The sequence below is a fragment of the Pseudoxanthomonas sp. LARHCG66 genome (genome assembly GCF_052871755.1).
Window position 1 is genome coordinate 438,917 of record NZ_JBIXJW010000002.1, and the last position, 26,791, is coordinate 465,707.

At 67.8% G+C, this 26,791-nt stretch carries 27 protein-coding genes and 1 pseudogene; 18 read left to right on the forward strand and 10 right to left on the reverse strand.

Features of this window, described 5'->3' with window-relative positions:
• The first annotated feature begins 89 nt into the window (after nt 1–89).
• The 6 genes from ACIPRS_RS08960 to ACIPRS_RS08985 all read left to right on the forward strand — a co-directional run bounded on the left by ACIPRS_RS08960 (nt 90) and on the right by ACIPRS_RS08985 (nt 3,575).
• Nucleotides 90–1,346, forward strand: a complete 1,257-nt coding sequence (locus tag ACIPRS_RS08960) for a 6-phosphofructokinase (RefSeq protein ID WP_446538309.1) — start codon at nt 90–92, stop codon at nt 1,344–1,346.
• 7 nt (nt 1,347–1,353) lie between these two features.
• Nucleotides 1,354–1,746: a DUF488 domain-containing protein gene (locus tag ACIPRS_RS08965; protein WP_446538310.1), complete on the forward strand. Its 393-nt coding sequence runs from the start codon at nt 1,354–1,356 to the stop codon at nt 1,744–1,746.
• A 69-nt stretch (nt 1,747–1,815) separates the two neighbouring features.
• Entirely contained in the window at nt 1,816–1,947 is a 132-nt protein-coding gene (locus ACIPRS_RS08970) for a hypothetical protein (RefSeq protein WP_446538311.1), read from the forward strand.
• Nucleotides 1,948–1,976: 29 nt separating this feature from the next.
• The gene (locus ACIPRS_RS08975; protein WP_446538312.1) at nt 1,977–2,345 is read left to right on the forward strand and encodes a nuclear transport factor 2 family protein; all 369 of its coding nucleotides are present in this window, start codon (nt 1,977–1,979) and stop codon (nt 2,343–2,345) included.
• Nucleotides 2,346–2,462: 117 nt separating this feature from the next.
• Complete coding sequence (locus tag ACIPRS_RS08980) at nt 2,463–3,080, forward strand: hypothetical protein (protein WP_446538313.1); 618 nt, start codon at nt 2,463–2,465, stop codon at nt 3,078–3,080.
• A 3-nt stretch (nt 3,081–3,083) separates the two neighbouring features.
• Nucleotides 3,084–3,575 carry a DUF2846 domain-containing protein gene (locus ACIPRS_RS08985; protein ID WP_192202167.1) on the forward strand — a complete coding sequence of 164 codons (492 nt, stop codon included), beginning with the start codon at nt 3,084–3,086 and terminating at the stop codon, nt 3,573–3,575.
• Between the two features lie 54 nt (nt 3,576–3,629).
• Here the strand turns inward: ACIPRS_RS08985 and ACIPRS_RS08990 are convergent, their stop codons facing one another.
• Nucleotides 3,630–4,151: a hypothetical protein gene (locus ACIPRS_RS08990; protein WP_446538314.1), complete on the reverse strand. Its 522-nt coding sequence runs from the start codon at nt 4,149–4,151 to the stop codon at nt 3,630–3,632.
• A 260-nt stretch (nt 4,152–4,411) separates the two neighbouring features.
• On the opposite strand from ACIPRS_RS08990, the pseudogene ACIPRS_RS08995 reads away from it, so the two are divergent.
• Both ACIPRS_RS08995 and ACIPRS_RS09000 read left to right on the forward strand, forming a co-directional pair.
• Nucleotides 4,412–6,439, forward strand: a pseudogene (locus ACIPRS_RS08995) (sodium-translocating pyrophosphatase); the annotation flags it as partial.
• Nucleotides 6,440–6,499: 60 nt separating this feature from the next.
• On the forward strand, nt 6,500–6,835 hold the full coding sequence (locus tag ACIPRS_RS09000; protein WP_446538452.1) for an OmpA family protein: 336 nt from the start codon (nt 6,500–6,502) through the stop codon (nt 6,833–6,835).
• 243 nt (nt 6,836–7,078) lie between these two features.
• Here ACIPRS_RS09000 and ACIPRS_RS09005 read toward each other — a convergent pair whose 3' ends face one another.
• Together ACIPRS_RS09005 and ACIPRS_RS09010 are read right to left on the reverse strand one after the other, a co-directional pair.
• Nucleotides 7,079–7,609, reverse strand: coding sequence for a hypothetical protein (locus ACIPRS_RS09005; protein WP_446538315.1), 531 nt, complete (start codon nt 7,607–7,609; stop codon nt 7,079–7,081).
• A 267-nt stretch (nt 7,610–7,876) separates the two neighbouring features.
• Nucleotides 7,877–8,905, reverse strand: a complete 1,029-nt coding sequence (locus tag ACIPRS_RS09010; protein ID WP_337731646.1) for a LysR family transcriptional regulator — start codon at nt 8,903–8,905, stop codon at nt 7,877–7,879.
• 354 nt (nt 8,906–9,259) lie between these two features.
• Between ACIPRS_RS09010 and ACIPRS_RS09015 the strand changes: the two genes are divergently transcribed.
• The 7 genes from ACIPRS_RS09015 (at nt 9,260) to ACIPRS_RS09045 (ending at nt 17,992) form a co-directional block, all read left to right on the forward strand.
• Nucleotides 9,260–9,727, forward strand: coding sequence for a hypothetical protein (locus ACIPRS_RS09015; protein WP_446538316.1), 468 nt, complete (start codon nt 9,260–9,262; stop codon nt 9,725–9,727).
• Nucleotides 9,728–9,732: 5 nt separating this feature from the next.
• Nucleotides 9,733–10,530, forward strand: a complete 798-nt coding sequence (locus ACIPRS_RS09020; protein ID WP_337731922.1) for an SDR family NAD(P)-dependent oxidoreductase — start codon at nt 9,733–9,735, stop codon at nt 10,528–10,530.
• Nucleotides 10,531–10,656: 126 nt separating this feature from the next.
• Nucleotides 10,657–11,865 carry an efflux RND transporter periplasmic adaptor subunit gene (locus ACIPRS_RS09025; protein WP_446538317.1) on the forward strand — a complete coding sequence of 403 codons (1,209 nt, stop codon included), beginning with the start codon at nt 10,657–10,659 and terminating at the stop codon, nt 11,863–11,865.
• A 90-nt stretch (nt 11,866–11,955) separates the two neighbouring features.
• Entirely contained in the window at nt 11,956–15,123 is a 3,168-nt protein-coding gene (locus ACIPRS_RS09030) for an efflux RND transporter permease subunit (RefSeq protein ID WP_446538318.1), read from the forward strand.
• A 31-nt stretch (nt 15,124–15,154) separates the two neighbouring features.
• Nucleotides 15,155–15,907 carry an SDR family oxidoreductase gene (locus ACIPRS_RS09035; RefSeq protein WP_337731651.1) on the forward strand — a complete coding sequence of 251 codons (753 nt, stop codon included), beginning with the start codon at nt 15,155–15,157 and terminating at the stop codon, nt 15,905–15,907.
• A complete protein-coding gene (locus ACIPRS_RS09040) occupies nt 15,901–17,316 on the forward strand; it encodes an efflux transporter outer membrane subunit (protein WP_337731652.1) in 1,416 nt (471 codons plus the stop codon). The genes ACIPRS_RS09035 and ACIPRS_RS09040 overlap by 7 nt, the downstream gene beginning before the upstream one ends.
• 94 nt (nt 17,317–17,410) lie before the next feature.
• Nucleotides 17,411–17,992, forward strand: a complete 582-nt coding sequence (locus tag ACIPRS_RS09045; RefSeq protein WP_446538319.1) for an acyloxyacyl hydrolase — start codon at nt 17,411–17,413, stop codon at nt 17,990–17,992.
• Nucleotides 17,993–18,144: 152 nt separating this feature from the next.
• Here ACIPRS_RS09045 and ACIPRS_RS09050 read toward each other — a convergent pair whose 3' ends face one another.
• Together ACIPRS_RS09050 and ACIPRS_RS09055 are read right to left on the reverse strand one after the other, a co-directional pair.
• Entirely contained in the window at nt 18,145–18,693 is a 549-nt protein-coding gene (locus ACIPRS_RS09050) for a lipocalin family protein (RefSeq protein WP_446538320.1), read from the reverse strand.
• A gap of 112 nt (nt 18,694–18,805) precedes the next feature.
• Nucleotides 18,806–19,159, reverse strand: coding sequence for a BON domain-containing protein (locus tag ACIPRS_RS09055; RefSeq protein ID WP_337731655.1), 354 nt, complete (start codon nt 19,157–19,159; stop codon nt 18,806–18,808).
• 171 nt (nt 19,160–19,330) lie between these two features.
• Between ACIPRS_RS09055 and ACIPRS_RS09060 the strand changes: the two genes are divergently transcribed.
• Nucleotides 19,331–20,371: an oxidoreductase gene (locus tag ACIPRS_RS09060; protein ID WP_446538321.1), complete on the forward strand. Its 1,041-nt coding sequence runs from the start codon at nt 19,331–19,333 to the stop codon at nt 20,369–20,371.
• 168 nt (nt 20,372–20,539) lie between these two features.
• On the opposite strand, the gene ACIPRS_RS09065 is transcribed toward ACIPRS_RS09060, so the two are convergent.
• The 3 genes from ACIPRS_RS09065 to soxR all read right to left on the reverse strand — a co-directional run bounded on the left by ACIPRS_RS09065 (nt 20,540) and on the right by soxR (nt 22,197).
• A complete protein-coding gene (locus tag ACIPRS_RS09065) occupies nt 20,540–21,157 on the reverse strand; it encodes an HAD family hydrolase (RefSeq protein ID WP_337731657.1) in 618 nt (205 codons plus the stop codon).
• Nucleotides 21,144–21,671 (reverse strand): DUF2059 domain-containing protein, encoded by a 528-nt coding sequence (locus tag ACIPRS_RS09070; RefSeq protein ID WP_337731658.1) that lies wholly within the window; start codon nt 21,669–21,671, stop codon nt 21,144–21,146. Before ACIPRS_RS09070 ends, ACIPRS_RS09065 begins: the two co-directional genes overlap by 14 nt.
• A gap of 61 nt (nt 21,672–21,732) precedes the next feature.
• Nucleotides 21,733–22,197 (reverse strand): redox-sensitive transcriptional activator SoxR, encoded by a 465-nt coding sequence (soxR, locus tag ACIPRS_RS09075; RefSeq protein WP_192202184.1) that lies wholly within the window; start codon nt 22,195–22,197, stop codon nt 21,733–21,735.
• 70 nt (nt 22,198–22,267) lie between these two features.
• Here soxR and ACIPRS_RS09080 point away from each other — a divergent pair, with 70 nt between their 5' ends.
• Both ACIPRS_RS09080 and ACIPRS_RS09085 read left to right on the forward strand, forming a co-directional pair.
• Nucleotides 22,268–22,840 (forward strand): NADPH-dependent FMN reductase, encoded by a 573-nt coding sequence (locus tag ACIPRS_RS09080; RefSeq protein ID WP_337731659.1) that lies wholly within the window; start codon nt 22,268–22,270, stop codon nt 22,838–22,840.
• A 59-nt stretch (nt 22,841–22,899) separates the two neighbouring features.
• The gene (locus ACIPRS_RS09085; RefSeq protein WP_446538322.1) at nt 22,900–24,747 is read left to right on the forward strand and encodes an ABC transporter ATP-binding protein; all 1,848 of its coding nucleotides are present in this window, start codon (nt 22,900–22,902) and stop codon (nt 24,745–24,747) included.
• Between the two features lie 189 nt (nt 24,748–24,936).
• Here the strand turns inward: ACIPRS_RS09085 and ACIPRS_RS09090 are convergent, their stop codons facing one another.
• Nucleotides 24,937–25,380: a hypothetical protein gene (locus tag ACIPRS_RS09090; RefSeq protein ID WP_446538323.1), complete on the reverse strand. Its 444-nt coding sequence runs from the start codon at nt 25,378–25,380 to the stop codon at nt 24,937–24,939.
• Nucleotides 25,381–25,446: 66 nt separating this feature from the next.
• Complete coding sequence (locus tag ACIPRS_RS09095; protein WP_446538324.1) at nt 25,447–26,757, reverse strand: PQQ-dependent sugar dehydrogenase; 1,311 nt, start codon at nt 26,755–26,757, stop codon at nt 25,447–25,449.
• Nucleotides 26,758–26,791 lie beyond the last annotated feature (34 nt).

Consider the following 26,791-nt stretch of genomic DNA (forward strand, 5'->3'; position numbering starts at 1 on the left):
GGTGGACCGCGCCGGGCGCCGGGCGCCGCGCTGCACCGCGTCATCTGTGTGAAGCTTACCGCATCCCGGCAACCCGGAACGAACCCCACATGGCATCTGGCACCCTACTTTATGCGCAGTCCGGCGGTGTCACCGCCGTCATCAACGCCTCCGCATCGGCGGTCATCACCGAAGCGCGGGCCCGGAAAATCAAGGTCTTGGCGGCACGCAACGGCATCCTCGGCGCCCTGCGCGAGGAGTTGATCGACACCAGCAAGGAGTCGGCCGCCGCCATCCGCGCCCTGGCCCACACGCCGGGCGGTGCCTTCGGCAGCTGCCGCGTGAAGCTGAAATCGCTGGAGGCCGACCGCGCGAAGTACGAGCGCCTGCTGGCCGTGCTGAAGGCGCACGACGTGCGCTGGTTCCTCTACAACGGCGGCAACGATTCGGCCGACACGGCGTGGAAGGTCTCGCAGCTGGCGCAGGCGTTCGACTACCCGCTGACCTGCATCGGCGTGCCGAAGACGGTCGACAACGACCTGGCTGTCACCGATACCTGCCCCGGCTTCGGCTCGGCGGCGAAGTACACGGCGGTCTCCGTGCGGGAAGCCGCGCTGGACGTGGCGGCGATGGCGGAAACCTCCACCAAGGTCTTCGTCTACGAGGCCATGGGCCGGCACGCCGGATGGCTGGCCGCGGCGGCGGGCATGGCCGGCCAGTCGCCCGACGAGGCGCCGCACATCATCCTGTTCCCGGAGCGCGCCTATGACGAGACGCAGTTCCTCGCGCAGGTGAAGAAGGTCGTCGACCGCGTGGGCTGGTGCGTGGTGGTGGCCAGCGAAGGCATCCAGCATGCCGATGGCCGCTTCGTCGCCGATGCCGGCGGGGGCAAGGACTCGTTCGGCCATACGCAGCTCGGTGGCGTGGCGTCCTACCTGGCGGGCCGGGTGAAGGACCAGTTGGGCCTGAAAGTGCACTGGACCCTGCCCGACTACCTGCAGCGGTCGGCGCGCCACATCGCCTCGAAGACCGATTGGGAGCAGGCGCAGGCGGTGGGCAAGGCCGCCGTGCAGTTCGCGCTCAAGGGACAGAACGCGGTGATGCCGGTGATCGTGCGCACGTCCGACGCACCGTTCCGCTGGAAGATCGAGGCCGCGCCGCTGTCGAAGGTGGCCAACCACGAGAAGAAATTCCCGCCGGGCTTCATCCGCAAGGACGGGTACGGCATCACGCCCGCCGCGCGGAAGTACCTGCAGCCGCTGATCCGCGGCGAAGCCTATCCGCCCTATGGCACCGACGGCCTGCCCAAGTACGTCGCGCTGAAAAACGTGGCGGTGAAGAAGAAACTGCCGGCGTGGGAAGGCTGACGGACGCGTGACGCTGCGCATCGTCCGGCTTGGCAGTCCGCGCGCGAAGGACGAAGGCCTGCGCATCGGCACGGTGCGCAGGCCGCCACGTGGCGTGCCGAAGGCGGAGTTCGCGGCGCAGGACTGGTACGACGTCTGGTATCCCAATCTCGCGCCCAGCACGGAGCTGGTGAAGCAGGCGCAGGAGGCGACGACACCCAAGGCCTGGGCTGCCTTCGCCAGGAAGTATCGCGCCGAGATGGCCGTGCCCGACAATGCCCGCACGCTGGACCTGCTCGCCGCGCTGTCGCACGGCAGCGACTTCTCGGTCGGCTGCTACTGCGAGGACGAAGCACACTGCCACCGGTCGGTGCTGCGCGCGCTGCTGGCCGAACGCGGCGCCAGCATCAAGGCAGGATGACTTCAGGCACCGTCGCGGCTTGCGCGGTGGTGCTAGCGTGGATCCGTCGCCACGCCACCGGGTGCTCCCATGTTCCGCAAAGTGCTCATCGGACTGCTTGCCGTCGCCATCGGGCTCGCTGTAGCAGGCGCCGGCTACCGTTTCGGGCAGTATCTCGCGCACAAGGACGCGGCAAGCTCCACCCTGCGCACAACGTCCTGACCGCCGTCTCCTCGCGCTAGCATGGCCCGATGGATGATCTGCTCGCCGAACTGTCGGCCCTCGAATCCGAACTCCATCACCCCGGCGTGACCTGCACGCGCGAACGGCTGGAGCGCCTGTTGCATGCCGACTTCCATGAGGTGGGCCGTTCGGGCACGCGCTACACGCGGCAGACCGTCATCGACTTTCTCGCCGATCGCCCGTCTCCGCCCCGCGTCCTCGCCTACGATCACCGCATCGAGCGGCTCTCGGACCGCGTGGCGTTGCTGCACTTCGCCTCGCACGGAATCGCTGGCGACGGCACACGGCACAGTGCCGCGCTGCGCATGTCGGTGTGGCGACATACCGCGCTCGGCTGGCAGCTGTCCTATCACCAGGGTACCCCTGCCGCTTCGTAGCGGGCGCCTGCGGCACCCGGCCCTGGCCACGGAATGGCCGCTTCCCCCGCTTGGCGACCCCCTTCTGTTGCGCTAGCGTTGCCGCCAGGGGGGAACATGCTAAGACAATGGACATGCGTGGCCGCGGGCCTGCTCGCGGTACTGTGCGCCTTGCCGTGCGGCGCGCAGGACGCGCCGGTGCCACCTGCTCCCGTCAGCGGTGAAGCAGCGCAGCCTGCGTGCTGCGTACTGCCTGATGGCACGCTGCTCGTCATCGAGATACTCGACCCCATCAGTTCCGCGCACGCCCACCGCGGCGACGCCTTCCGTCTGCGCCTGAAGGAACCGGTGGTCGTGGACGATGCGGTCGTGATCCCCGCCGGCATCGAAGGCACCGGCGAGATCGTGCATGCCGAGCCCTCGCGCGGTGGAGGCAAACCCGGCGAACTCATCCTCGCGGCGCGGCGCCTCCAGATCGGCGACCACACCATCCGGCTGCGCGGCTTCAAGCTGGGCGGTGCAGGACGCGACACCAGCGGCGCCGCACTGGGCGCGTCGCTGGGCATCGGACCCTTCGCGCACTTCATCCACGGCAAGGAAATCGAAATACCCGCGCTGACGACGGCGACGGCCAAGCTGGCCGGCTCCTTTTCCACGGAAGCCACCACGAGCGGCATCGCGCCAGACGCGGCGGCCCCGACGCCCTCGATGCCCGACATCCCCTCCACCCCGAAACCACCCGACACACAGGAGTAACCCATGCGTCATCCGTTGAACCGTTCGCTGCTCTGCCTCGCCCTGCTGCTGCCGATGGCGGCCGGCCACGCCCAATCGCAGGAGGCCGCTGCGCCTGCCGCCACGGAAGCACCCGAGGCAGCGCCCGCGCCTGCGCCGGCAGCGGGCGACAGCCTGATCGGCGCACCGTCCGAAGGCATGGGCCAGATCGTGTTCTTCCGCGAGAAGAAATTCGCCGGCGCCGCGGTGAAGTACAAGGTCCGCGAAGGCGAAACGGAGCTCGGCAAGCTCAGCAGCGGCACGTACTTCGTCGCCTCCGTCGCGCCGGGCACCCATCAGTACACCGTGCACTCCGAAGCCAAGGACGTGCTGACACTGGAAGTGGAAGCAGGCGAGACCTACTACGTGCTTGGCTCGATCACGATGGGCTTCATGGCCGGTCGCCCGAACCTGTCGCCTTCCGACGAGGCCGCCTTCAACGGCATGGCGAAAGAGCTCAAGCCCGCGAAGAAGTAAGCGCGGAAGCGGACCCCGCGGCGACGGTCTCCCCCAGGGAGATCGTCGCCGTCCTTATTTGCAGGCCTTGCCTTCCACCTCAAGCTTCGCCGCATACACCGTCAGCGACGGCGCCTGTGCCGCAGCGCCTGCCTGCTGCTTCGCTTCCTGCAGGTAGATGCGCGACTGGCCCTGTCCATCCAGCGGCGGCGGCGCGGCGCTGCCGGGCTTGCGCCACACACGCACGACCGCCTGTTGCGAGGGACACGCGGCGCTCGGCACGCGGATCACGTCATTGAGTTTCCAGCCTGTCGCGACCGATGGCTTCGCTTTGTCGAAATCGATGAAGCGCGCGCGCGGCTGGCACTGCGGACTCGTTCGCACCGGGGCATAGTGATAAGGCTGCGTCGCGTCGCCGGTGAAGGCGCCTTCCAGCCGCGCGCAGGCCTCGGGGATCTGCCGCAGGCTGTGCACCGCACCGACCGCCTGCGGCGCGCCGGCAGGACGCTGGATCTCGGGCGCCGGATCGGCCGCCTGTGCGGGCAGCGCCAGTGCGAGGCAGACGGCGAACAACGGTAGTGCGACGGTCTGGCGCATGGCAACTCCTTGAAACGGATGCGAAAACAGGATCGGGGGCGAAAGGCTGGCACGGAATGCCTGAACCGGCCCGTCACCGCTGGCGGCACGCATCGCATCCGGTCATACTCGGGCCAGCTCCAGGGATGTCTGAACAAGGGTTTCGTGCTGCAGTCCATCGCAGCGGTCGAGTGCGCTCAATCGTTCAACAGGCTCCACCGGGATTGGGTTGCGTGTTCAAGCGTTCTGCTGGACGACATCCATCAACCTTGGGAGGGGTCATGCTGGAACAACACGGTTTGACGCTGGCGCTGATCTGCGCCGGCGTGGCGATCATCTACGGCGTGGTGGCTGCGCGCTGGATCATGAAACAGCCCGCGGGCAATGCCCGCATGCAGGAAATCGCGGCGGCCGTGCAGGAGGGCGCCAGCGCCTACCTCAACCGGCAGTACACCACCATCGGCATCGCCGGCATCGTGCTGTTCGTGCTGATCGGTTTCTTCCTTTCCTGGGCCAGCGCCATCGGCTTCCTGATCGGCGCCGTGCTGTCCGGCGCGGCAGGCTACATCGGCATGAACGTCTCGGTGCGCGCCAACGTACGCACTGCCGAAGCGGCGAGAAAGGGCATCAGCGCGGCGATGGACGTGGCCTTCAAGGGCGGCGCCATCACCGGCATGCTGGTGGTCGGCCTGGGCCTGCTGGGCGTGGTCGGCTACTTCGCGGTGCTCCACCTGCACATGGGCTACACCGAGGCCGAAGCGCTGCATGCGTTGATCGGCCTGGCCTTCGGCTCGTCGCTGATCTCGATCTTCGCGCGCCTGGGCGGCGGCATCTTCACCAAGGGCGCCGACGTCGGCGCGGACCTGGTGGGCAAGGTGGAAGCGGGCATTCCCGAAGACGATCCGCGCAACCCCGCCGTGATCGCCGACAACGTCGGCGACAACGTCGGCGACTGCGCCGGCATGGCGGCCGACCTGTTCGAGACCTACGCGGTCACCATCATCGCCACCATGCTGCTGGGCAGCCTGATGGCGGCGCAGGCCGGCGAGAACGCCGTGCTGTATCCCCTGGTGCTCGGTGGCGTGTCGATCATCGCCTCGATCATCGGCGCCTTCTTCGTCAAGGTGAAGGCAGGCGGCTCCATCATGGGCGCGCTGTACAAGGGCGTGATCGTGTCGGCGGTGCTGGCGGCCGTCGCGTTCTACCCCATCACCACGCAGCTGATGGCCGATTCCAGCTACGGGGCAATGAACCTGTACTTCTGCGCGCTGGTCGGACTGGTGCTGACCGGTGTGATCGTGTGGATCACCGAGTACTACACCGGCACGCAGTACGCGCCGGTCAAGCACGTGGCCGCTGCATCCACCACCGGGCACGGCACCAACATCATCGCCGGCCTGGGCGTATCGATGCGCTCCACCGCATGGCCGGTGGTGGCGGTGTGCGCCGCCATCCTCGGTGCGTATGCGCTGGGCGGGCTGTACGGCATCGCCATCGCCGCGACGGCGATGCTGTCGATGGCCGGCATGATCGTGGCGCTGGACGCCTACGGCCCCATCACCGACAACGCCGGTGGCATCGCGGAAATGGCGGAACTGCCGCCGGAAATCCGTGCCATCACCGATCCGCTGGACGCGGTGGGCAACACCACCAAGGCGGTGACCAAGGGTTATGCGATCGGTTCGGCCGCACTGGCCGCGCTGGTGCTGTTCGCCGATTACACGCACAACCTGCAGACCGCGCACCCCGGCACGGTGTTCACCTTCGACCTGTCCAACCACCTGGTGATCGTCGGCCTGCTGATCGGCGGCCTGATCCCGTACCTGTTCGGCGCGATGGCGATGGAAGCCGTGGGCCGCGCGGCGGGCAGCGTGGTGGAGGAAGTGCGCCGGCAATTCCGCGAGATCCCCGGGATCATGGCGGGCACCGGCAAGCCGGACTACAGCAAGGCCGTGGACATGCTGACCAAGTCGGCGATCAAGGAAATGATCGTGCCATCGCTGCTGCCGGTGATCGTGCCGATCATCGTCGGCCTGCTGCTGGGACCGCAGGCGCTGGGTGGCCTGTTGATCGGCACCATCGTCACCGGCCTGTTCGTGGCCATCTCGATGACCACCGGCGGCGGTGCGTGGGACAACGCCAAGAAGTACATCGAGGACGGCCACCATGGCGGCAAGGGCAGCGAGGCGCACAAGGCCGCCGTCACCGGCGACACGGTCGGTGACCCCTACAAGGACACCGCCGGCCCCGCGATCAATCCGCTGATCAAGATCATCAACATCGTCGCGCTGCTGCTGGTGCCGGTGCTGCCGGTCAATGGCTGGCTGGGCAGCGCCACGTCGACGGAGGTCGCCGCGCATGCCGCGCCGATGGCCGCCGGTGAGGTGGTGGACGGACGCAGTGCGCGCATCCTGTTCGACAGCGGATCGGCGGTGGTGCCCTCGGATACCAGCGCGCGGATGGCCGGCGTGCTGGGCACGCTCGGTGCCGATCCGGGCAAGCGTGTCCGCGTGTCCGGCTTCCACGATGCCAGTGGCGATGCCGCTGCGAACGAGGCGCTGGCGAAGCAGCGCGCCGAGGCCATCCAGCAATGGCTGGTGGTCAATGGCGTGGCGGTGGAGCGGATCGCGCTCGACAAGCCGGCGCAGACCACCGGCGGCGGCGATGCCGATGAAGCGCGGCGCGTGGATGTGCTGGTGGAATAAGCGAAGCACGATGCGTCAAGAAGAAGGGCGGCCATTGGCCGCCCTTTCTTAATCCCCTGTAGGAGCGACGCGAGTCGCGACCGCACGCTATCGGCGCACGTAAGCCGCACCCACTAAGACAAACAAAGGAACATCATCATTCGATCTGTTCCTGCCGATTGGGCGCCTCCCGGCGCTTACACCGTGCGGTCGCGACTCGCGTCGCTCCTACAGGGACCTTAGTTCGCAAGGGCGATGATCGGATCAGGACGTCGGCTGCAGCGCCACCACGCGCACGTCGACATCCTTGCATGCGTCATCCTTGCAGATGCCGTTCACCCAGGCTTCGCCGTTGCCGAACATCACGCCCTTGTAGTTGACCATCAACTGCGAATACTTCTGCCGCGTGATGGCCTCGGCGATGGCCGGCAGCATGATCCTGTCGTAGTCGCGCACGAACGCTTCGGCATCCGCCACCTTCATCGGCTGCCCTTCCCGCACGGTGGAGAACGGATAGTCCACCAGCGCGGCCACGGCCGCCGCGTCGTTCGCTGCGACCGCCTGCTGCAGTTGGCGGATCACGGCTTCATAGCGCGCGTGCTCGCCCAGCACTTCATCGATCGTCTGGTTGACCGCCGCAGGATCGTCCGCAACCTCGGCGGGAGGTGTCGCCGTCTTGACCACCGCCGCCTGCGCGGGCGCCGCCGCGGGCGTGGCCCGGGTATCCACCTCGGGCGCAGATGGCGCGCAGGCCGCGAGGCACAGCACCATCGATGCTGTCATCAGCTTGTTCATCGTTCGGATTCCTGGTCAGGTGGCAGACGCGGTGCGGTGGTCCATCCATGGCGCGACAACCCAGCTCCGGCGATGCGCCTCCATCCTAGCCAGCCGCACGCCGGCTTGCGTTCGGGAATCGTTAGCCGGAACCCGACCGCATCCACCGTCGTCCCGGCGAACGCCGGGACCCAGCTTGCCTTTGCTCGTGTTCGCAAGCCGCGGGGGCAGCCGCAACCGCCAACGGGACGCAACGAACGTTGGGACGACGTTGCGCGGCTGCCGTCGTCAACTCAGCACGTCGGCCAGCACCTTGCGCCCCACCGCTGCCGCGGCTTCGGCCTCGGGCGCCGTCCCGGCGGCGGCGCGCGCTTCGGCCTGCTGCTTCAGGTAGACCGGGCAGTGTTCCATCATGTAGTCCACGTCGAACTTCATCCGCTCGACCAGGAAATCGACGAACGCGCGCACCTTCGGGGATTGCACGTGGCCGCGCGGGAAGACCGCGTTGAACTCGTACTCCTGCCCGGTCCAGCCGGCCAGGACACGCTGCAGGTGGCCCTGCTCCAGGTACGACTTCACCATGACATCGGCGCCCAGCATCAATCCCTCCCCGCACAGCAATGCACCCTTGAGCGCGGCCGGGTCGTTCGCGACCAGGATGGGGTTGATCGGGTAGTCGCGCTCGCCGCTCGCATCACTGAGCGTCATCGCCCACCCGTTGCCGCGGCGGTGCTTCTGCATGGCCAGCACGCGATGGTGCTGCAGGTCGTCGGGATGCAGCGGCTCGCCATAACGCGCCAGGTACTTCGGGCTGGCATACACCTGCGTGCGCAGGGTGCTCAGCCGGCGCGCGACGAGGTTGGAATCCGGCAGGCTGCCTATGCGCAGCGCCACATCGATCTCGCCGGAGATCAGGTCGAGCGTGTCGTTGGCGAGCACCATCTCCACGCGGATCTCGGGATACTGCGCATGGAATTCGCCCAGCAGCGGCGAGATCTTGTCGATGCCGATCGAGTACGGCGCGGTGAAGCGCAACCAGCCGCGGGGACCGGCGTGCAGCTGGCTGACCGCACTCGCGGCCTCGTTCAATTCGCGCGCGATGCGCTGGCAGTGTTCGTAGTAGACGTTGCCGGCTTCGGTGAGGCCCAGCTTGCGCGTGGTCCGGTGCAGCAGTTGCGCGCCGAGGCGCGTCTCCAGCTCCTGCACCTTGCGGCTGACCGTGGTCTTGGGCAGGCGCAACACATTGGCAGCGGCGATGAAGCTGCCCTGCTCCACCACCTTGACGAAGATCAGGGTGTCGTTGAGATCGTGGCTCATCGTATGACTCCAGAGGACGAAGGGCACATTGGCCCGCTGACGGGATGATTATTCCCCTAAATCAGGACTAATCAAGTCCTCATTGGGGGCGTAACGTGGCGCCCATCGTCCTCCACCGGGTACCGCCCCCATGCTGTTCGCCCGCCTCTTCCAATCCCTGGAACACCCCGAAGATCCGCAGGAAGCCCCGGCACCACGCGCTTTCCGTCGCGGAAAAAGCCTGTTGTTGCGGGATCTCCCGGGCCACGTGGCCGCGCCGCGGTCGCAGCGTGGTGGCGTGCTGGGTGGTGGACGCCGCATGGGCGGGTTTGCCTCGCTGGCTGGGATTATCCCGGTCGCGGGAGGATTCATCCCATGAGCGGGACACTAGCCCGTCGCCTTCCGACGAACGGCGTCGCCCCCGGTGCCGATGACCGCAGCACCCCCGCGCTGCGCCTTGGCACCTGCCAAGCGTTCGTGGCCACCGCCCTCGAGGGCGTGCAGGATCAGGCAATCGCGCAACAGGATCCGGATATCGCGATCACCGCACCGGTCGCCAGACTGGCGCCCATGCCTTTTTCCTTTCCGAGTGCCGCCATGCGCTGGCTCCGTGCCGTTGCGCGTGCGCTGGCCGAACGCTTCCGCAGGCCGGCCGACCCGTCGTCATCCTCCCCCGCGACGGGTCGGTCCGCCGTGCACCTGCCGTTCGCAAGCAAGGCCACCGGCTTCCGCGAGTTCACGCTGCCCCGCCATCTGGCCGATGGCGGTCGTCTGCGCCTGCGGGTGAAGGCGGCCGGTGCCAGCGCGCGTATCGCACCGCTTTCGATGCGGAGCAAGCAGTGAACACGATGAAGGACACCCTCACCCCGGGCGCGCTGGTGCTGGGCGCAGGCGGCAACGTCGGATTCGGCGTGGTCGGTGCGCTGCTCGAAGCCGGCAGCCCGGTGCTGGCGGTCGGTCGCGACGGCCCGCGCATGAGTGCGCTGGCGGAACATTTCGAGGACGAGCCAGGACTGGAGCTGATCCACTCCCCCTGCATCCACGACGACCGCGATGCCGCGCGCCTGGCCGAGCAGGTGCGCGACCGTGGTCGCCCGCTGCGTGCAGTGTTCGCCAGCATGGGCACGCCGCTGCAGAGCGGACGCCTGCTGGATCGCCCGGCATCGTTCCTGCTGGAAAAGCTCGAAGCCGACCTGATCCCGCATCTCGCCGCCGCCCGCCACCTGCTGCCGGTGCTGGCCGAAAGCCAGACCGCCGCCAACTACGTGCTGATCGGCGGGCCGTATGCGGAGCGCGGCTGGTCCGGCTATGGCCATGCCTCGGTCACCGGCGCCGCGATGCGCATGCTGGCGCAGGTGCTGCACGAAGAAGCGCATGCCCTCGGCGTGCGCGTGCAGCTGCTGTCGGTGGACAAGCCGGTCTGCACGCCTGAAAACGCGATCAACGCGTGCGCGGAATGGCCCGATGCGCTGGCCGTCGGACGCAGCGCGGTATCGCTGCTGACGCGCACCGGCCGCTCTTCGCAATCCATCGTCACCTGGTCCGCGCGCGACGCGAAGCCGCCGGAGCAGACCGTGGCGTGCGACTTCGAAGACGCGTTGTGGGCCGTCGCCGGCGCCCGGCGCAATGGCCGCGCATCCGCCTGACTGTCACGCCGCAACGCACCGCTCCGTCTCCGCCTGCATCGATCCGATCCGCCGCTTGACCTCAACCTGACTTCAGGTCGCAGTCTTGGCCCCCGTTTCCTCCTCTCCCCCAAGAGACCACCACCCATGAACACGAATCTCCCCACTCCCCCGCGCGCCCGCCGTCTGCTGGCGCTGGGTGCGTTCAGTGCGCTCGCCCTTGCCGTGCTGGCCGGCTGCAGCGGACAGGCCGCCGAACACGGCGCGCCGCCCCCGCCGGAGGTCAGCGTCGCGGCCGTACCCGTGAAGTCGGTCAGCCAGTGGGACGAATTCAGTGGCCGCGTCGAGGCCATCGAGCACGTCGACCTGCGTCCGCGCGTGTCCGGCTACATCGATCGCGTCAACTACACCGAAGGCCAGGAAGTGAAGAAGGGCGACGTTCTCTTCACCATCGACGCGCGCAGCTACCGTGCCGAACTGGCACGCGCGCAGGCCGAACTGGCACGCGCCCGCACGCTGGCCGAACTCGGCCGCAGCGAGGCCTCGCGCGCCAAGCGCCTGTCCGACCTGCAGGCCCTGTCCACCGAGGAGTACGAACAGCGCCGCGCCAACGCCGACCAGGCACAGGCGAATGTCGCCGCCGCGCAGGCGGCGCTGGAAAGCGCGCGTCTGAACCTGGAATGGACCCAGGTGCGCGCCCCCATCAATGGCCGCGCCGGTCGTGCGCTGGTCACCGCCGGCAACCTGGTCAGCGCCGGCGATGCCGCCAGCGTGCTGACGACCGTCGTCTCGCTGGACAAGGTGCACGTGCACTTCGATGCCGACGAACGCGCCTTCCTGCGCTACGCCGAGATGGCCCGCAACGGCGAGCGTCCCAGCGAACGCGACGGCAAGGTGCCCGTGCAGGTGGCACTGGCCGACGAAACCGACTTCCCGCATGCGGGCGTGGTCGACTTCCTCGACAACCAGGTGGACCGGAGCACCGGCACCATCCGCGCCCGCGCGCTGCTGGACAACGCCGACCGCGTCTTCACCCCCGGACTGTATGCCCGCGTACGCCTGCTGGGCAGCGGTGAATTCAAGGCCGCGCTGGTGGACGACAAGGCCGTGCTGACCGATCAGGACCGCAAGTACGTCTACGTGGTGGACAAGGAAGGCAAGGCCCAGCGCCGCGACGTGCAGGTCGGCCGCATGGCCGACGGCCTGCGCATCGTGGAGAAGGGCCTGTCGGCCGGCGACCGCGTGATCGTCAGCGGCGTGCAGAAGGTCTTCTTCCCCGGCATGCCGGTGCAGGCCAAGGCCGTGGTGATGGGGGCGGCCGACGCGCCACCGACCCAGGCCGTCGCCAAGAACTGACGCTCCGCGCATCGCCCTGATTGACCCCACGCCTGCCACTTTCCTGGCAGGCGACGGGGACGCTCTTTCTTCTTTCCAGGAAATCCACCCATGGACTTCTCAAGATTCTTCATCGACCGGCCGATCTTCGCCGCCGTGCTGTCGATCGTGATCTTCGCCGCCGGCCTGATCTCGATCCCGTTGCTGCCGATCGGCGAATACCCCGAAGTGGTACCGCCGTCGGTCGTCGTCCGTACGGTCTACCCCGGCGCCAACCCCAAGGTGATCGCCGAAACCGTGGCCACGCCGCTGGAAGAGGCCATCAACGGCGTCGAGGACATGATGTACGTCAAGTCCGTCGCCGGCTCGGATGGCGTGCTGTCGCTGACGGTGACCTTCAAGCCGGGCACCGATCCCGACGAAGCCGCCGTGCGCGTGCAGAACCGCGTGGCGCAGGCACAGGCCCGCCTGCCCGAGGACGTGCGCCGGCAGGGCGTCACCACCCAGAAGCAGTCGCCCGTGTTCCTGATGGTCGTGCACCTGACCTCGAAGGACGGCAAGTACGATTCGCTGTACCTGCGCAATTACATGCGCCTGCACGTCAAGGATGAGCTGGCTCGCATCCAGGGCGTCGGCGATGCGCAGCAGTTCGGCGGCGGCGACTACGCGATGCGCCTGTGGCTGGACCCCGACAAGGTGGCCGCCCGCGGCATGACCGCCGGCGACGTGCTGCGCGCCGTGCGCGAACAGAACGTGCAGGTCTCGGCCGGCCAGCTCGGTGCCGAGCCGATGCCGAACGGCAGCGACTTCCTGCTGCCGATCAACGCCAAGGGCCGTCTGGAAACCGTCGAGGAATTCGGCAACATCGTGCTGAAGAGCGGCACCGACGGCGAGATCGTGCGCCTGGCCGATGTCGCCCGCATCGAACTGGCGGCAGGCGACTACACGCTGCGCGCCCGCCTGGACGGCAAGAACGCCTCGGCAATCGGCATCTTCCAGGCCCCCGGCGCCAACGCGCTGGAGATCCGCGACGCCGTGGTCGCCAAGATGGACGAGATCCGCCCGACGCTGCCGCCGGGCGTGGAGATCCAGTCGATCTACGACACCACCATCTTCGTCCGCGACTCCATCAAGTCCGTCGTCATGACCCTGCTGGAAGCCACCCTGCTGGTGGTGCTGGTGGTGATCCTGTTCCTGCAGACCTGGCGCGCTTCCATCATCCCGTTGCTGGCGGTACCGGTCTCGGTGGTCGGTACGTTCGCCGTGCTGTACCTGCTGGGCTACTCGATCAACACCTTGACCCTGTTCGGCCTGGTGCTGGCCATCGGCATCGTGGTGGACGACGCCATCGTGGTGGTGGAGAACGTCGAGCGCCACATCGAACTCGGCGCCACGCCGCTGGAAGCGGCCCACCTGGCAATGAAGGAAGTCTCCGGCCCGATCATCGCCATCGCGCTGGTGCTCTGTGCGGTGTTCGTGCCGATGGCCTTCCTGACCGGCGTGACCGGCCAGTTCTACAAGCAGTTCGCCGTCACCATCGCCATCTCCACGGTCATCTCGGCGATCAACTCGCTGACCCTGTCGCCGGCGCTGGCCGCCAAGCTGCTGAGATCGCACCATGCGCCGAAGGACGGCCCGTCGCGGCTGATCGACCGCCTGTTCGGCTGGCTGTTCCGTCCGTTCAACCGCTTCTTCAACCGCAGCTCGCAGCGCTACGAAGGCGCGGTGTCGCGCGCGCTCGGCAAGCGCGGTGCGGTGTTCGCGGTCTACATGGTGCTGCTGATCGGTGCGGGCCTCATGTTCAAGGCGGTGCCGGCGGGCTTCATTCCCGTGCAGGACAAGCTGTACGTGATCGCCGGCGTGAAGATGCCGGAAGGCGCCTCGATCGAACGTACCGACACCGTGCTCAAGAAGATGGCGGCACTCGCCAACGAAGTCGACGGCGTCGCCAGCGAGATCGCGTTCCCGGGCCTCAACCCGCTGCAGTTCACCAACACACCCAACAACGGTGTGATCTTCTTCACCCTCGACCCCTTCGGTGAGCGCTCGCGTTCTGCCGAGGAGATCACCGCCGAACTCAACCAGAAGTTCTCCACCATCCAGGAAGGCTTCACTTTCGCCTTCATGCCGCCGCCCATCCAGGGCCTGGGCAATGGTTCCGGCTGGTCGCTGTTCATCGAGGACCGCACCCGCCTGGGCTATGGCGAACTGCAGAACGCCGTGCAGGCGTTCCAGGGCGCGGCGTCGCAGACGCCGGGCCTGGGCTTCCCGATCAGCAGCTACCAGGCCAACGTGCCGCAGCTGGATGCCGAGGTCGACCGGGTGAAGGCGAAGGCGCAGGGCGTGCCGCTGACCGAGCTGTTCGACACGCTGCAGACCTACCTCGGTTCGGCCTACGTCAACGACTTCAACATGTTCGGCCGTACCTGGCAGGTGATCGCCCAGGCCGACGGTCCGTTCCGCGACAACGTCGAGGACATCGCCAACCTGCGTACCCGCAACGGCAATGGCGAGATGGTGCCGATCGGCAGCATGGTCAGCGTCAAGCAGACCTACGGCCCGGACCCGGTGATCCGCTTCAACGGGTATCCCGCCGCGGACCTGCTGGGCGACGCCGATCCGCGCGTGCTGTCCTCCGGCGAAGCCATGGCCAAGGTCACCGAGCTGGCGCAGCAGGTGCTGCCGACCGGCATGGGCATCGGCTGGAGCGATCTGAGCTACCAGCAGATGACGCAGGGCGGCGCGGCGCTGGTGGTGTTCCCGCTGGCCGTGCTGCTGGCGTTCCTGGTGCTGGCCGCGCTGTACGAAAGCTGGACGCTGCCGCTGGCGGTGATCCTGATCGTGCCCATGACGCTGCTGTCCGCCCTGTTCGGCGTGTGGCTGGCCGGTGGCGACAACAACGTGTTCGTGCAGGTGGGCCTGGTGGTACTGATGGGCCTGGCGTGCAAGAACGCCATCCTGATCGTCGAGTTCGCCCGCGAGCTGGAGCTGCAGGGCAAGGGCATCGTCGAATCAGCACTGGAATCCTGTCGCCTGCGCCTGCGTCCGATCATCATGACGTCGGTAGCCTTCATCGCCGGCACCGTGCCGCTGGTGCTGTCCAGCGGTGCCGGCGCCGAAGTCCGCTCGATCACCGGCATCACGGTGTTCGCCGGCATGCTGGGCGTCACCCTGTTCGGCCTGTTCCTGACCCCGGTGTTCTACGTGGCCCTGCGCAAGCTGGCCAACCGTCCGCTCGTTTCCCATGCGCCGGCCACCGATGCCACGGCATCCCACTGACGCTTCCTCTCCTCCCTCACGAGGCAATGCCATGAACACTTCATCCAACAAGATCGCCCTCGTCACCGGCGCCACCCGCGGCATCGGCCGCGAAACCGTCCGCCAGCTGGCCGAAGCCGGCGTGCACACGATCCTTGCCGGCCGCAATCGCGACAAGGCCGTCGAAGCCACGCTCGACCTGCAGGCCCAGGGCCTGCCGGTGGAAGCCATCGCGCTGGACGTTACCGACGCGGCCAGCATCGCTGCGGCCGTGAAGGAAATCGAACAGCGCCACGGCAAGCTCGACATCCTGGTCAACAACGCCGGCATCATGGTCGACGACATGACCAAGGGCGTGTCCGGCCAGTCGCTGGAGACCTGGCGCACCACGTTCGAGACCAACGTGTTCGGCCTGATCGAAACCACGCAGGCCTTCCTGCCGCTGCTGCGCAAGTCCGACGCGGGCCGCATCGTCAACGTATCCAGCCTGCTGGGCTCGATCTCGGAGCACCAGAACCCGGCCTCCTTCATCTACGAGTTCAAGGGCGTACCGGCCTACAACGTGTCCAAGAGCGCGGTGAACGCGTGGACCGTGCACCTGGCGCACGAGCTGAAGGACACCGGCATCAAGGTCAACACCATCCATCCGGGCTACGTGCAGACCGACATGAACAAGTCCGGCGACCAGCAGAACGGCGAACTGTCCGTGCCGGAAGGCGCGCGCACCAGCGTGCAGCTGGCCCTGATCGGCAACGACGGCCCGACCGGCGGCTACTTCTACTTCGACCAGGTGCTGCCATGGTGATCCGTTCCCTCACGCTGGGCGTGGCAGCCGCGCTGCTCGCCGGCTGCGTCACCGTGGGCCCCGACTACACCGCACCGCAGACCGCACCGGCGGCACTGCAGCATGCGGCATCGGCCGGCTACGTGGCGGACCATCCGGTCGCCACGTGGTGGGGCCAGTTCGACGACCCGGTGCTGGACCAGCTGGTGCGCGATTCGCTGCTGGCCAATCCCGACGTACGCATCGCGATATCGCGCGTCAACGAAGCGCGCGCGGTGTTCTCCGAACGCCGCCTGGACCTGGCCCCGCATGTCACTGCCGGCGTGGAAGGCACGCGCACCAAGCAGCCCGTGGAAGGACAGGGCCGCGTGGAGACCGACAGCTACTCCGCCGGCTTCGATGCCGCGTGGGAGCTGGACCTGTTCGGTCGCGTGCGCCGCAATACCGAAGCCGCGCACGCGGACCTGCAGGCGCAGCGCAATGACCTGCAGGCCGCGCAGGTGAGCGTGGCTGCGGAGGTGGCACGCAACTACTTCGAACTGCGCGGTACGCAGAAGCGGCTGGAAGTGGCGCGCCGCATTCTGCAGACGCTGGGCGACACCCAGCGCCTGACCGAATCGCGTTTCGACCTGGGCGCCGGCAGCCAGCTGGAAGTGCAGAGCAGCCTGGCGCGCGTGCGTGCGGTGGAAGCCGACGTGCCCGCACTGGAAGCGAGCGAAGGCCAGTCGCGGCATCGGCTCGCCGTGCTGGTGGGCAAGCGCCCCGGTGAACTGGACGCATTGCTCGCCCCGCGCGAGGCGCCGGCGTTCGCCAAGGCCCTGCCGATCGGCGACACCACCGAACTGCTGCGCCAGCGCCCCGACGTGCGCGCGGCCGAACGTCGACTGGCGGCGGCCACGGCCCGCGTCGGCGTGGCGACGGCCGATCTGTTCCCGCGGGTCAGCCTGCGCGGCTTCATCGGCTTCCTGTCCGGCGGCTGGGGCAACCTGGTGAGCGGCGACAACCGGGCCTGGCAGGTCACGCCCTCGATCAGCTGGGCCGCATTCGACATGGGCAGCGTGCGCGCACGCCTGCGTGCCAGCGAAGCCCAGGCCGATGGCGTGGCGGCGCAGTACGAAAAGACCGTGCTGGGTGCCCTGGAGGAAACGGAAAACGCACTGCTGTCCTATGCCAAGCAGCAGGCACAGCTGAAATTCCGGCTGGAACAATCCGTTGCCGCGCGCCGTGCAGCAGAACTGGCCGAAGTCCGGTATCGTGCCGGCTCGTCCGACTTCCTCACCCTGCTGGACGCGCAGCGTACCCAGCTGGCCGCCGATGACGCGCTGGCACAGGCAGAGGCTGGCGTGAATGTCGGGGTGGTGGCGATCTACAAATCGCTGGGCGGCTGGGGCGAACAGGACGTGGCCCCCGCGTTGGCGGCGCAGCCCTGAGCCTGACGCGTCGCCTTCACTCGCCCTGACCCAACCTGGAAAATGTACCGCCGCGCCCACGGGCGCGGCTTGTTCCCCTTGATCGAGTGTGTCCGTGTCCAACCAGAACCTTGCCGTCACCCCCTCACGCGCCCGTCGCCCCTCCCCCCTTCCCCTGCTGAGCCGCTGGTCCGTGGCCGGCCTGCTGGCGCTTGCCGCCGGTACCGCCACCGCCGCCGAGCCGCGCGCGGCCTGGTTCGTGCAGGGCGGCGTCGCCGAGGACGCGCACGCGCTGACCGTTGGCGCGAGCCGCGACTGGCGCTGGGAAAAGCAGTACCGCTACGGCCACGTCAGCGGCCAGTGGCAGGGCGAGATCGGCCGCTGGCACAGCGACAGCGACAACAGCACGCAGGTCGGCTTCACGCCCGCGCTGCGCTGGCGTCCGAATGGCTGGAGCGAAGGCTGGTTCGTCGAAGGCGGCATCGGCGTGAACGTGATCTTCCCGAAGTACAACACGCGGAAGAAAGAGTTCGGCACCACCTTCAACTTCGGCGACCACATCGCCGTGGGCAAGGCCTTCGGCGCGGATCGCCAGCACGAATGGTCGCTGCGCTTCCAGCATTTTTCCAACGCACGCATCGAGAAGCCGAACCCGGGCGAGAACTTCCTGCAGTTCCGCTATACGCACAGGCTTTGACGTTTCGGCTTTTGTAGGAGCGACGCAAGTCGCGACTGCACGGTGTGATGGTCTTTGTAGCGCCAGTGCCCCCGCGCTTACCGCAGGTTCCCTGGAGCCTCAGTTCTCGCGGTCGCGACTCACGTCACTCCTACAACGGCAACATGCATCCTCTATCTCAGCGGCGCTGCCATGATCAACGGGGCCAGGTCGTACCCCATCGCTTCGGCCTTCGCCTTCAGCTGCTCGAACTGCGCGCGCTCCATCGACGGCTCGCGCGACAGGATCCACAGGTAGTCGCGGCCGGGTTCGCCCACCATCGCCCACTGGTATTCCGGGTCGAGCGCGATCACCCAGTAGTCCGCCCATACCCAGGGCAGCCATGACAGCCATTCGGGGGCGAAGCGGACCTCCAGCCGACCCGGATGACCTTCCACCGGACGTGCCACGCCCTGGGCCTGGTCGATGCTGCCGTCCTTCGTCCTGCACGCATTGAGCACACCGATCTTCCCCGGCGCATCCAGCGAATAGCGCGCGGTGATGTCGCCCACGCACTGCTTCTGGAATGCCATCGGCAGATGCGCGATCTCATGCCACTGGCCGGCATAGCGCGAGATGTCCAGCTGTGGCACCGAGGTGACGGGCGCGGCAGCCTGCACGGAGAACATGCTGCACGCCAGCAGCGCGGCAACGGTGATCGTACCCAGGTGTCGGCGGTTCATCGGTCACGCCCTCGATGGATGAGAAAGGTGGGAGGCATACGGCAGAAACAGAGGAGCGGATGCACCCTACGCTGGAGTACATCCGCTCCGTGCCACACCTCGGAACCGCGGCTTACTTCGCGGCGAGCGTCAGGCCGCTGGCGTCAACCTTGGAAACGCCCTTGATCTGCTTGGCCACTGCGATGGCCTTGTCCTTCTGCGCCTGGTTGGAAACGGCGCCGGTGAGCGTCACCACGCCATTGACGGTCTCGACCTTGATATCGAGGCCGGACACGTTTTCCGTGGCCAGCAGGTCGGCTTTCACCTTGGTGGTGATCCAGGTGTCATTGACGGGCTGCGAGGAGTCGTTCTGCGTGTTCTCCTCGGGCTCGTTGGGCGGATTGTCGGCCAGCACATGGGCGCTGGAGAACAACAGGGCCGTCGACAGAGCGGCGGTCAACATCGAACGTGTGCGTACATGGTTCATGGTTCTTTCTCCTTTCGTGGTGCGTTCGGAGTGTCGGGGCGCGGGGGTACAGCGCACGTGAAGAGGATCCGTACTGTTCAGTTAAGCGTTGCGTGACGTTCATGCAGGTGGACGCGTGATCAATGCGCGTGTTGCACCTACTATGTCCACTGGCTCCCGGACACTGCCCGCATGACTGACTCACTCAACGTCGCGCTGGTCGGCTATGGCTTCGTGGGCAAGGTGTTCCACGCGCCCCTGATCCAGGCCACGCCCGGCCTCGCGCTGCATACGGTGGTTTCGCGCGACGCCGGCAAGGTGCACGCCGACTGGCCCCGCACGCGTGTCACTCCCGATGCACACGATGCGTTCGCGGATCCCGCCGTGGACCTGGTGGTCATTGCCTCGCCGAACGACTCGCACGCACCGCTGGCGATCGCGGCGCTCGGCCTGGGCAAGCACGTGGTGGTGGACAAACCGTTCACCCTCACGCTGCGGGAGGCGCGGGAGGTCGTGGCGGCCGCAGCGCACGCGGGGCGCGTGGTCAGCGTGTTCCAGAACCGTCGCTGGGATGCGGATTTCCTGACCGTGCAGCGTTTGATCGATGAAGGTGCGATCGGGCGCGTGGCCGAATTCCACTCGCACTTCGACCGCTTCCGCCCCGCCGTACAGGACCGCTGGCGCGAGCGCGACGAACCCGGCGGCGGACTGTGGTACGACCTGGGCCCGCACCTGCTGGACCAGGCAGTGCAGCTGTTCGGTGTTCCCGAAGCGATCACCGCGGACATCGCCCGCCTGCGCGACGGCGCGCGCGCACCCGACTACTTCGACGTCACGCTCCGCTATCCGCACCACCGTGCCCTCCTGCATGCATCCGCCCTCGTCGCCGGCAACGGCCTGCGCTTCGCGGTGCACGGCACGCGCGGCAGCTACCTCAAGCACGGGCTGGACGTGCAGGAGGACCAGCTGCGTGCCGGCGTGGTGCCGGGCGCGCCGGGCTGGGGCGTGGATACGCGTGCGGGAGAACGGGTGGCCGAACGCGAAGGCCGCCTCGTCGCCGGCGTCGCGCAGGCCGAGGCCGGCGACTATCGCCGCTACTACGGCGGCATCCGCGATGCGATCCTGCTGGGCACCGCGCCCCCGGTGACGACACAGGAAGCGCTGGACGTGATGCGCCTGATCGAGTCGGGCGTGCAGAGCAGCGAGGAGCAGCGCGCGATCCCGCTGGGCTGACTGCTTCCCTGTAGGAGCGACGCGAGTCGCGACCGCAAGGCCGGATCACCCGAGTCACCAGGCACCTGCATTGCGCTCACCCAGACGACAGGTCGGGAGCGCGCCCGGGATCCTGTGTTGCGGATGGCGTGCGGTCGCGACTTACGTCGCTCCTACAGGAACGCAGATTCAGGCCACCGCCTTGCCGCGATACGTCCGATGGTGCGCCATCGCCAGCATGGCCTGGTCTTCAGGCGTATCCCCGTAGGCATGGATGGCGGCATACGCCCGTGGATCGCACAGCGCGTGCACGCGGCGCACCTTTTCTTCGCCGACGCATTGCGGCCCCGCATAGCCGGTAATGCGTCCATTCCGCTCGGCCAGCACCGAGCACAGCAGGTCGACGCCGTGTGTCGCGCACCACGGGGCGAGATAGACATCCAGCCCACCCGAGACGACCACGATGCGGTCGCCACGCTCGCGATGCCACGCCAGGCGCGCCATCGCTTCCGGCCGCAGCACACCGGGCAGCACGTCATGCGCGAAGGCTGCGCCCTGCGCGCGCAGGCGTTCCGCATCCACGCCGCGCAGTCCCACCTGCACGATGCTGGCCCGGGTGGGATTGCCCGCCACCCAGCCACGCCGGTAGCCGAACACCACCGGCGCGAGCAGCACGCTGCCGATCAGCAGCCGCGAACGCGCGACGGCATGGCGCATGAAATCCGGAAACGTCTCGCGCGTGGTCAGCGTGCCATCGAAGTCGAACAGCGCAAGGTCCCGTCCGTCCGTGTGCTCAGTGGCCGCCATGCGGTGCCGTCGCCTCGGGCTCGGCCTGGGCATTCTCCAGCTCCTCGGCCAGCAGCTTCTGCATCTCGGGCATCAGGCTGCCCATGCGCGACTGCATCGCCTCCATCGAGTGCTGCATGACCACCGGCATCTTGTCGACCACGGCCTGCCCGGCTGGCGTCCGATAGAACGCGAGCATGCCCTGCACTTCGTCCTCGGTGAACGACTTGCCGTAGATGTCGACGTACATCGGCGCCAGCACCTCCCAGGACAACTCCTTCTTCACCAACGCCATCATGCGCGTGCTGAGCCGGTCGACGCGGGCCTGCTGCTCGGCCGACAACGTGCCCCCGAACGCCTGGCGCATCGAGCCGGCGTACATGGCATCCACCTGGGCATACACCTGGTCCAGCATCTGGCGCGTCTTCGTGACGTCCAGCAGCTCGCGTACCGAGGCTTCGCTGGCCGGCGCGGCGGCGGCAGTGAACGCGGGCGACACCACGACAAGCAACAAGCACAGCATCCACTTTTTCATGCGTCCTCCTTTTCGGCGCCGACCTTGGCGCCCGCGCAGGATAGGACATCTCCCGTGCCGCCTACCCGTCCGCTTCCAGCAACCGGGCGCCGGGGCCCTCCTCGCCCAGTTCGTCCCACGGATTGCGCAACGGGCACGCCTTCAACGAGAGGCAGCCGCAGCCGATGCAACCGTCGAGCTGGTCGCGCAAGCGGGTGAGGCTGGCAATGCGGGCCTCGAGTGCGGCGTGCCAGCGCGCGGAGAGCTTCTTCCAGTCGGCGGCGGTGGGCGTGCGGTTATCGGGCAATGAGGACAACGCGGACTGGATCTCCGCCAGCGGAATGCCGGTGCGTTGCGCGACCTTGATGACGGCCACGCGGCGCAGCACCTCGCGTGGATAGCGGCGCTGGTTGCCCGCATTGCGCCAACTGTGGATCAGCCCCTTCGCTTCGTAGAAGTGCAGGGTGGAGACGGCGACGCCGGAACGCGCGGCCACCTGGCCGACGGTGAGTTCCGTTTCGATGGGCGGATGCTGTTTTCCAGGCATGGCGGGTTGACCTCAAGATTGCTTGAGGTTCTACCCTGCCCGCCTCTCCCCTGGCAATACGTGGACCGGCATGACGCCACCCCTCAACCTCGCCCTGCTGTACGGCAGCACGCGTGAAGGCCGCTTCTGCGACACCGTGGCCGACTGGCTGCGCGGCCTGCTGGCGCAGCGCCGCGACTACGCCGTCGATGCGATCGATCCGGCCATGCTCGACCTGCCGCATCGGCACGGGGGCGCATCGAGCGTGGACCTGGTGAATCTGCAACAACGCATCTGGCGCGCAGATGCCTTCGTCGTGGTCACGCCGGAGTACAATCACGGCTACCCCGCCGCGCTCAAGCACATGATCGACCTGGTGGCCTCGCACTGGCATGCGAAGCCGGTCGGCTTCGTCGCGTATGGCGGGCTCAGCGGCGGCTCGCGTGCAGTGGAGCAGTTGCGACAGGTCTTCAGCGGGCTGCACGCTGCACCGGTCCGCGACGGTGTGTATTTCACCCAGGCCTGGAGCCGCTTCGACGCCGGCGGCCGACCGCACGACGCCGATGCCAGCGAGCGTGCGGCGCGACGCATGCTCGACCAGCTGGCGTGGTACGGGCATGCGCTGCGCCAGGCACGCGCGGCCTGGCCGTATCCCGCGGGCTGAGCACGCAAACCCCACTCACCGGTGCGCCGTGACGGCGGCACCTGCCATGGACCGACCCGATGTTCCGATTCTTCGAAACCCGCATCAATCCGTACCCCAAGGGCGAACCCGCCACCCCGCCCCGCAAGCTGCTGCCGTTCCTGCTGCACTATTCGCGGCCGCTGCTGCCGTGGCTGATCGCGATGTCGGTGCTGACGGGCGTGATCTCCGCGCTGGAGATCACCTTCTTCGACTACATGGGGCAGCTGGTCGACTGGATGGGCAGCACCGGCCGCGACAGCTTCCTGCAGGTGCATGGGCAGAAGCTGCTGTGGATGGGCCTGCTGGTGGTGGTGGCCTACCCGCTGCTGGTACTGGTGCAATCGCTGATCATCCACCAGACGATCTTCGGCAACTACCCGATGATCGCCCGCTGGCTGTCGCACCGTTATCTGCTGCGGCAGAGCGTCGGCTTCTTCCAGGACGAGTTCGCCGGCCGCATCTCGCAGAAGGTCATGCAGACCGCGCTGTCGATCCGCGAGACGGTGATGAAGCTGATGGACGTGTTCGTCTACGTCGTCGTCTACTTCGTCGGTACCGTCGTGCTGGTCGCGCAGGCCGACGTGTGGCTGGTGCTGCCGCTGGTCGTGTGGCTGGCCAGCTACCTGGTGCTGGTGTTCCACTTCGTGCCCCGCCTGCAGAAGGTATCGATGGCGCAGTCGGACGCGCGCGCGCAGATGACCGGCCGCATCGTCGACAGCTACACCAACATCCAGACCATCAAGCTGTTCGCCCACACCATGCGCGAGCAGGACTACGCGCGCGGCGCGATGGACGAGTTCATGGTCACCGTGCACGCGCAGATGCGGCTGGTCACCCAGCTGACCGTCGCCCTGCACACGCTCAACGCCTTCCTGCTGGCCAGCATCGCCGGCGTGGCGATCTGGGCGTGGCTGCAGGCGTCGATCTCGATGGGCGCGATCGCGGTGGCCATCGCGCTGGTGATGCGTATCCGCTCGATGTCGGACTGGATCCTGTGGGAAGTGGCCGGGCTGTTCGAGAACATCGGCACCGTCGAGGACGGCATGGGCACCCTGGCCCAGCCGCTGGCGATCGCCGACGCGAAGGATGCGAAGGACCTGGACGTCACGCACGGCGAGATCCGCTTCGACCATGTGAAGTTCCACTACGGCCGCGAAGCCAGGGTGATCGACGACCTGTCGCTGGTGATCAAGCCGGGCGAGAAGGTCGGCATCGTCGGCCGCTCGGGCGCGGGCAAGTCGACGCTGGTGAACCTGCTGCTGCGCTTCTACGACGTGGAAGGTGGCCGCATCCTGATCGATGGCCAGGACGTGGCGCACGTTACCCAGGAGTCGCTGCGCCGGAACATCGGCATGGTCACCCAGGACACCTCGCTGCTGCACCGTTCGATCCGCGACAACATCCGCTACGGCCGCCCCGATGCGACCGAGGCCGAGCTGATGCAGGCCTCCGAACGCGCGCACGCCGACGAGTTCATCCGCGGCCTGACCGATGCCAAGGGCCGCAGCGGTTACGACACCCAGGTGGGCGAGCGCGGCGTGAAGCTGTCCGGCGGGCAGCGCCAACGCGTGGCCATCGCGCGCGTGCTGCTGAAGGACGCACCGATCCTGGTACTGGACGAAGCCACCTCGGCGCTGGATTCGGAAGTCGAGGCCGCCATCCAGGAGCAGTTGTACGCACTGATGGAAGGCAAGACGGTCATCGCCATCGCGCACCGCCTATCCACCATCGCCGTGCTCGACCGCCTGGTGGTGATGGATGGTGGCCGCGTGATCGAGAGCGGCAGCCACGAGGAATTGCTCCAGCAAGACGGCCTGTATGCCGCGCTGTGGCGCCGCCAGTCGGGCGGTTTCATCGGCGTGGATCTGGAGGATGTCGAGGCTTGATGTCCTTCTCCCCGCGCGGCGGGGAGAAGGTGGCCGAAGGCCGGATGAGGGGCGAGCGCGGCGACGCATCGCTTCGCGTCTTGAATCCGATCCTGGATACGATCCGTCGGCATCAAAAGCACGGGCTTCGTCGCCCCTCACCCGCCTTCGGCACCCTCTCCCCGCTGCGCAGGGAGAGGGGAAAACACGTCACGACAGCCAGCCGCGCGCCTTCACCTTGTCCGCGTACCGCCACAGGAACAGCGCGATCACCAGCAGCACCGCCGGCATCACCAGTCCCACCGGCCCATAGGCCGCCCAGGCCGGCGTCACCACGTAGGCGCCGATCATCTGCACCAGCAGGGCGATCAGCGACAGCAGGAACATCGTGCCTGCCCAGCGTTTCTTCAGCAGCAGTCCCAGCGCGCCCAGCACGCCGGCGAACACCGCCACGGCGAAGGCGATGTTGAGCCAGCCGGGTGTCGCTTCGTAGACCTGGCGTTGCGGCTCGGTCATCGCCGCCAACTGCTCGGCGGACATGTTCACCTGCAGGTACCACATGGCCACGCCGATCAGGTTCCAGACCAGCGCGAACGCGCCGATGATCCAGAAGCCGAGCGGACGCTTGGATGCAGCGGTGTTGGTCGTGTTCATCTCCCCTCCCCAGGGTTGGTTGTCGGACCGAGGCGGAGCATACGCCCGCCCGTCGCGATACGCGCGTTACGGTCGCGCGGCCGGGGCCACGCGCCAGACCATGTTGCCTACGTCGTCGGCCAGCAGCACACCGCCGCGCGCATCCACGGCGACGCCCACGGGCCGGCCACGCGCATTGCCGTTGGCGTCGAGGAAGCCGGTCAGCACGTCGGCCGGTGTGCCCTGCGGGCGTCCGTTGGCGAAACGCACGAACACCAGCCGGTAACCGGCCGGCTCGCGCCGGTTCCAGGACCCGTGCTCGCCGATGAAGGCACCGCCCTGCAGCGCCACCGGCCAGCCCGCCCCGTCGTGGAAGGCCAGTCCCAGCGCGGCGACGTGCGCGCCCAGCGCGTAGTCCGGCGCGATCGCCCGTGCCACGAGGTCCGGGCGCGGCGGCTGCACGCGCGCGTCGACGTGGTCGCCGTAGTAGCTGTAAGGCCAACCGTAGAACGCGCCCTCGCGCACGGACGTCAGGTAGTCCGGCACCAGCGCGTCGCCGAGTTCGTCGCGCTCGTTGACGACGGTCCACAGCGCGCCGCCTTGCGGTTCCCACGCCAGGCCCACCGGATTGCGCAGGCCCGAGGCGAACACGCGGCGCGCGCCGGTCGCCGCGTCCACCTGCAGGATCGCGGCGCGGTCGGTTTCCATTGCCACGCCGTTCTCGCCGACATTGCTGTTGGAGCCCACGCCGACATACAGGTGGCGCCCGTCCACGCTGGCCAGCAGGCTCTTGGTCCAGTGATGGTTGAGCGGGCCGCCGGGCAGGTCGACGAGTTTCACCGGCGTCGCATCGCTGACCGTCTGTCCCTCGCGGTACGGCACGCTGACGATGGCATCGGCGTTGGCGATGTAGAGCCGACCATCGACGAGCGCCATGCCGAACGGCGAGAACAGGCCGGTGAGAAAGGCCGTGCGCAGCTCCGCCACACCATCGCCGTCGGCATCGCGCAGCAGGGTGATGCGGTTGGCGCTGGGCGCGGCCGCACCTGCCTTCTTCATGGCGCGCTGCATGAACCAGGTGCGCAGGCCCTGCTTCTGTGCCGGCTTGGGGGGCGCATTGGTCTCGGCAACCAGCACGTCGCCGTTCGGCAGTACGTAGAGCCAGCGCGGATGGTCCAGTCCACGCGCGAACGCGGTGACGTCCAGGCCGGGCGCGGCCGCCGGCGCAGTACCCTCCGGCCAGCCCACGGCCGGGGCCACGTTCACCGTGGGAATCCAGCGCTCCTGCGGTGCCGGCAGCGTGGGCTGCGGCCCGGTTTCGGCCGGCGATTGCGCGCGCCCGGTGCAGGAGAGGCAGCCCAGCAGCAGCACCGGCAACAGGCAGCGGATCGGCACCATGGCACGCGCTCCCGACGGAATGCTGCGAGCCTAG

Coding starts and splice junctions, on each gene's coding strand:
- ACIPRS_RS09050 (WP_446538320.1), bottom strand. CDS start 18,693: ATGAACCGCCGACACCTGGGTACGATCACCGTTGCCGCGCTGCTGGCG.
- ACIPRS_RS09080 (WP_337731659.1), top strand. CDS start 22,268: ATGACGCCACCCCTCAACCTCGCCCTGCTGTACGGCAGCACGCGTGAA.
- ACIPRS_RS09010 (WP_337731646.1), bottom strand. CDS start 8,905: ATGAGCCACGATCTCAACGACACCCTGATCTTCGTCAAGGTGGTGGAG.
- ACIPRS_RS09030 (WP_446538318.1), top strand. CDS start 11,956: ATGGACTTCTCAAGATTCTTCATCGACCGGCCGATCTTCGCCGCCGTG.
- ACIPRS_RS08975 (WP_446538312.1), top strand. CDS start 1,977: ATGGATGATCTGCTCGCCGAACTGTCGGCCCTCGAATCCGAACTCCAT.
- ACIPRS_RS09005 (WP_446538315.1), bottom strand. CDS start 7,609: ATGAACAAGCTGATGACAGCATCGATGGTGCTGTGCCTCGCGGCCTGC.
- ACIPRS_RS09035 (WP_337731651.1), top strand. CDS start 15,155: ATGAACACTTCATCCAACAAGATCGCCCTCGTCACCGGCGCCACCCGC.
- ACIPRS_RS09095 (WP_446538324.1), bottom strand. CDS start 26,757: ATGGTGCCGATCCGCTGCCTGTTGCCGGTGCTGCTGCTGGGCTGCCTC.
- ACIPRS_RS09065 (WP_337731657.1), bottom strand. CDS start 21,157: ATGGCGGCCACTGAGCACACGGACGGACGGGACCTTGCGCTGTTCGAC.
- ACIPRS_RS09000 (WP_446538452.1), top strand. CDS start 6,500: ATGGCCGCCGGTGAGGTGGTGGACGGACGCAGTGCGCGCATCCTGTTC.
- ACIPRS_RS08970 (WP_446538311.1), top strand. CDS start 1,816: ATGTTCCGCAAAGTGCTCATCGGACTGCTTGCCGTCGCCATCGGGCTC.
- ACIPRS_RS09025 (WP_446538317.1), top strand. CDS start 10,657: ATGAACACGAATCTCCCCACTCCCCCGCGCGCCCGCCGTCTGCTGGCG.
- ACIPRS_RS09020 (WP_337731922.1), top strand. CDS start 9,733: ATGAAGGACACCCTCACCCCGGGCGCGCTGGTGCTGGGCGCAGGCGGC.
- ACIPRS_RS09085 (WP_446538322.1), top strand. CDS start 22,900: ATGTTCCGATTCTTCGAAACCCGCATCAATCCGTACCCCAAGGGCGAA.
- ACIPRS_RS08960 (WP_446538309.1), top strand. CDS start 90: ATGGCATCTGGCACCCTACTTTATGCGCAGTCCGGCGGTGTCACCGCC.
- soxR (WP_192202184.1), bottom strand. CDS start 22,197: ATGCCTGGAAAACAGCATCCGCCCATCGAAACGGAACTCACCGTCGGC.
- ACIPRS_RS09070 (WP_337731658.1), bottom strand. CDS start 21,671: ATGAAAAAGTGGATGCTGTGCTTGTTGCTTGTCGTGGTGTCGCCCGCG.
- ACIPRS_RS09055 (WP_337731655.1), bottom strand. CDS start 19,159: ATGAACCATGTACGCACACGTTCGATGTTGACCGCCGCTCTGTCGACG.
- ACIPRS_RS09040 (WP_337731652.1), top strand. CDS start 15,901: ATGGTGATCCGTTCCCTCACGCTGGGCGTGGCAGCCGCGCTGCTCGCC.
- ACIPRS_RS08985 (WP_192202167.1), top strand. CDS start 3,084: ATGCGTCATCCGTTGAACCGTTCGCTGCTCTGCCTCGCCCTGCTGCTG.
- ACIPRS_RS09060 (WP_446538321.1), top strand. CDS start 19,331: ATGACTGACTCACTCAACGTCGCGCTGGTCGGCTATGGCTTCGTGGGC.
- ACIPRS_RS09015 (WP_446538316.1), top strand. CDS start 9,260: ATGAGCGGGACACTAGCCCGTCGCCTTCCGACGAACGGCGTCGCCCCC.
- ACIPRS_RS08990 (WP_446538314.1), bottom strand. CDS start 4,151: ATGCGCCAGACCGTCGCACTACCGTTGTTCGCCGTCTGCCTCGCACTG.
- ACIPRS_RS09090 (WP_446538323.1), bottom strand. CDS start 25,380: ATGAACACGACCAACACCGCTGCATCCAAGCGTCCGCTCGGCTTCTGG.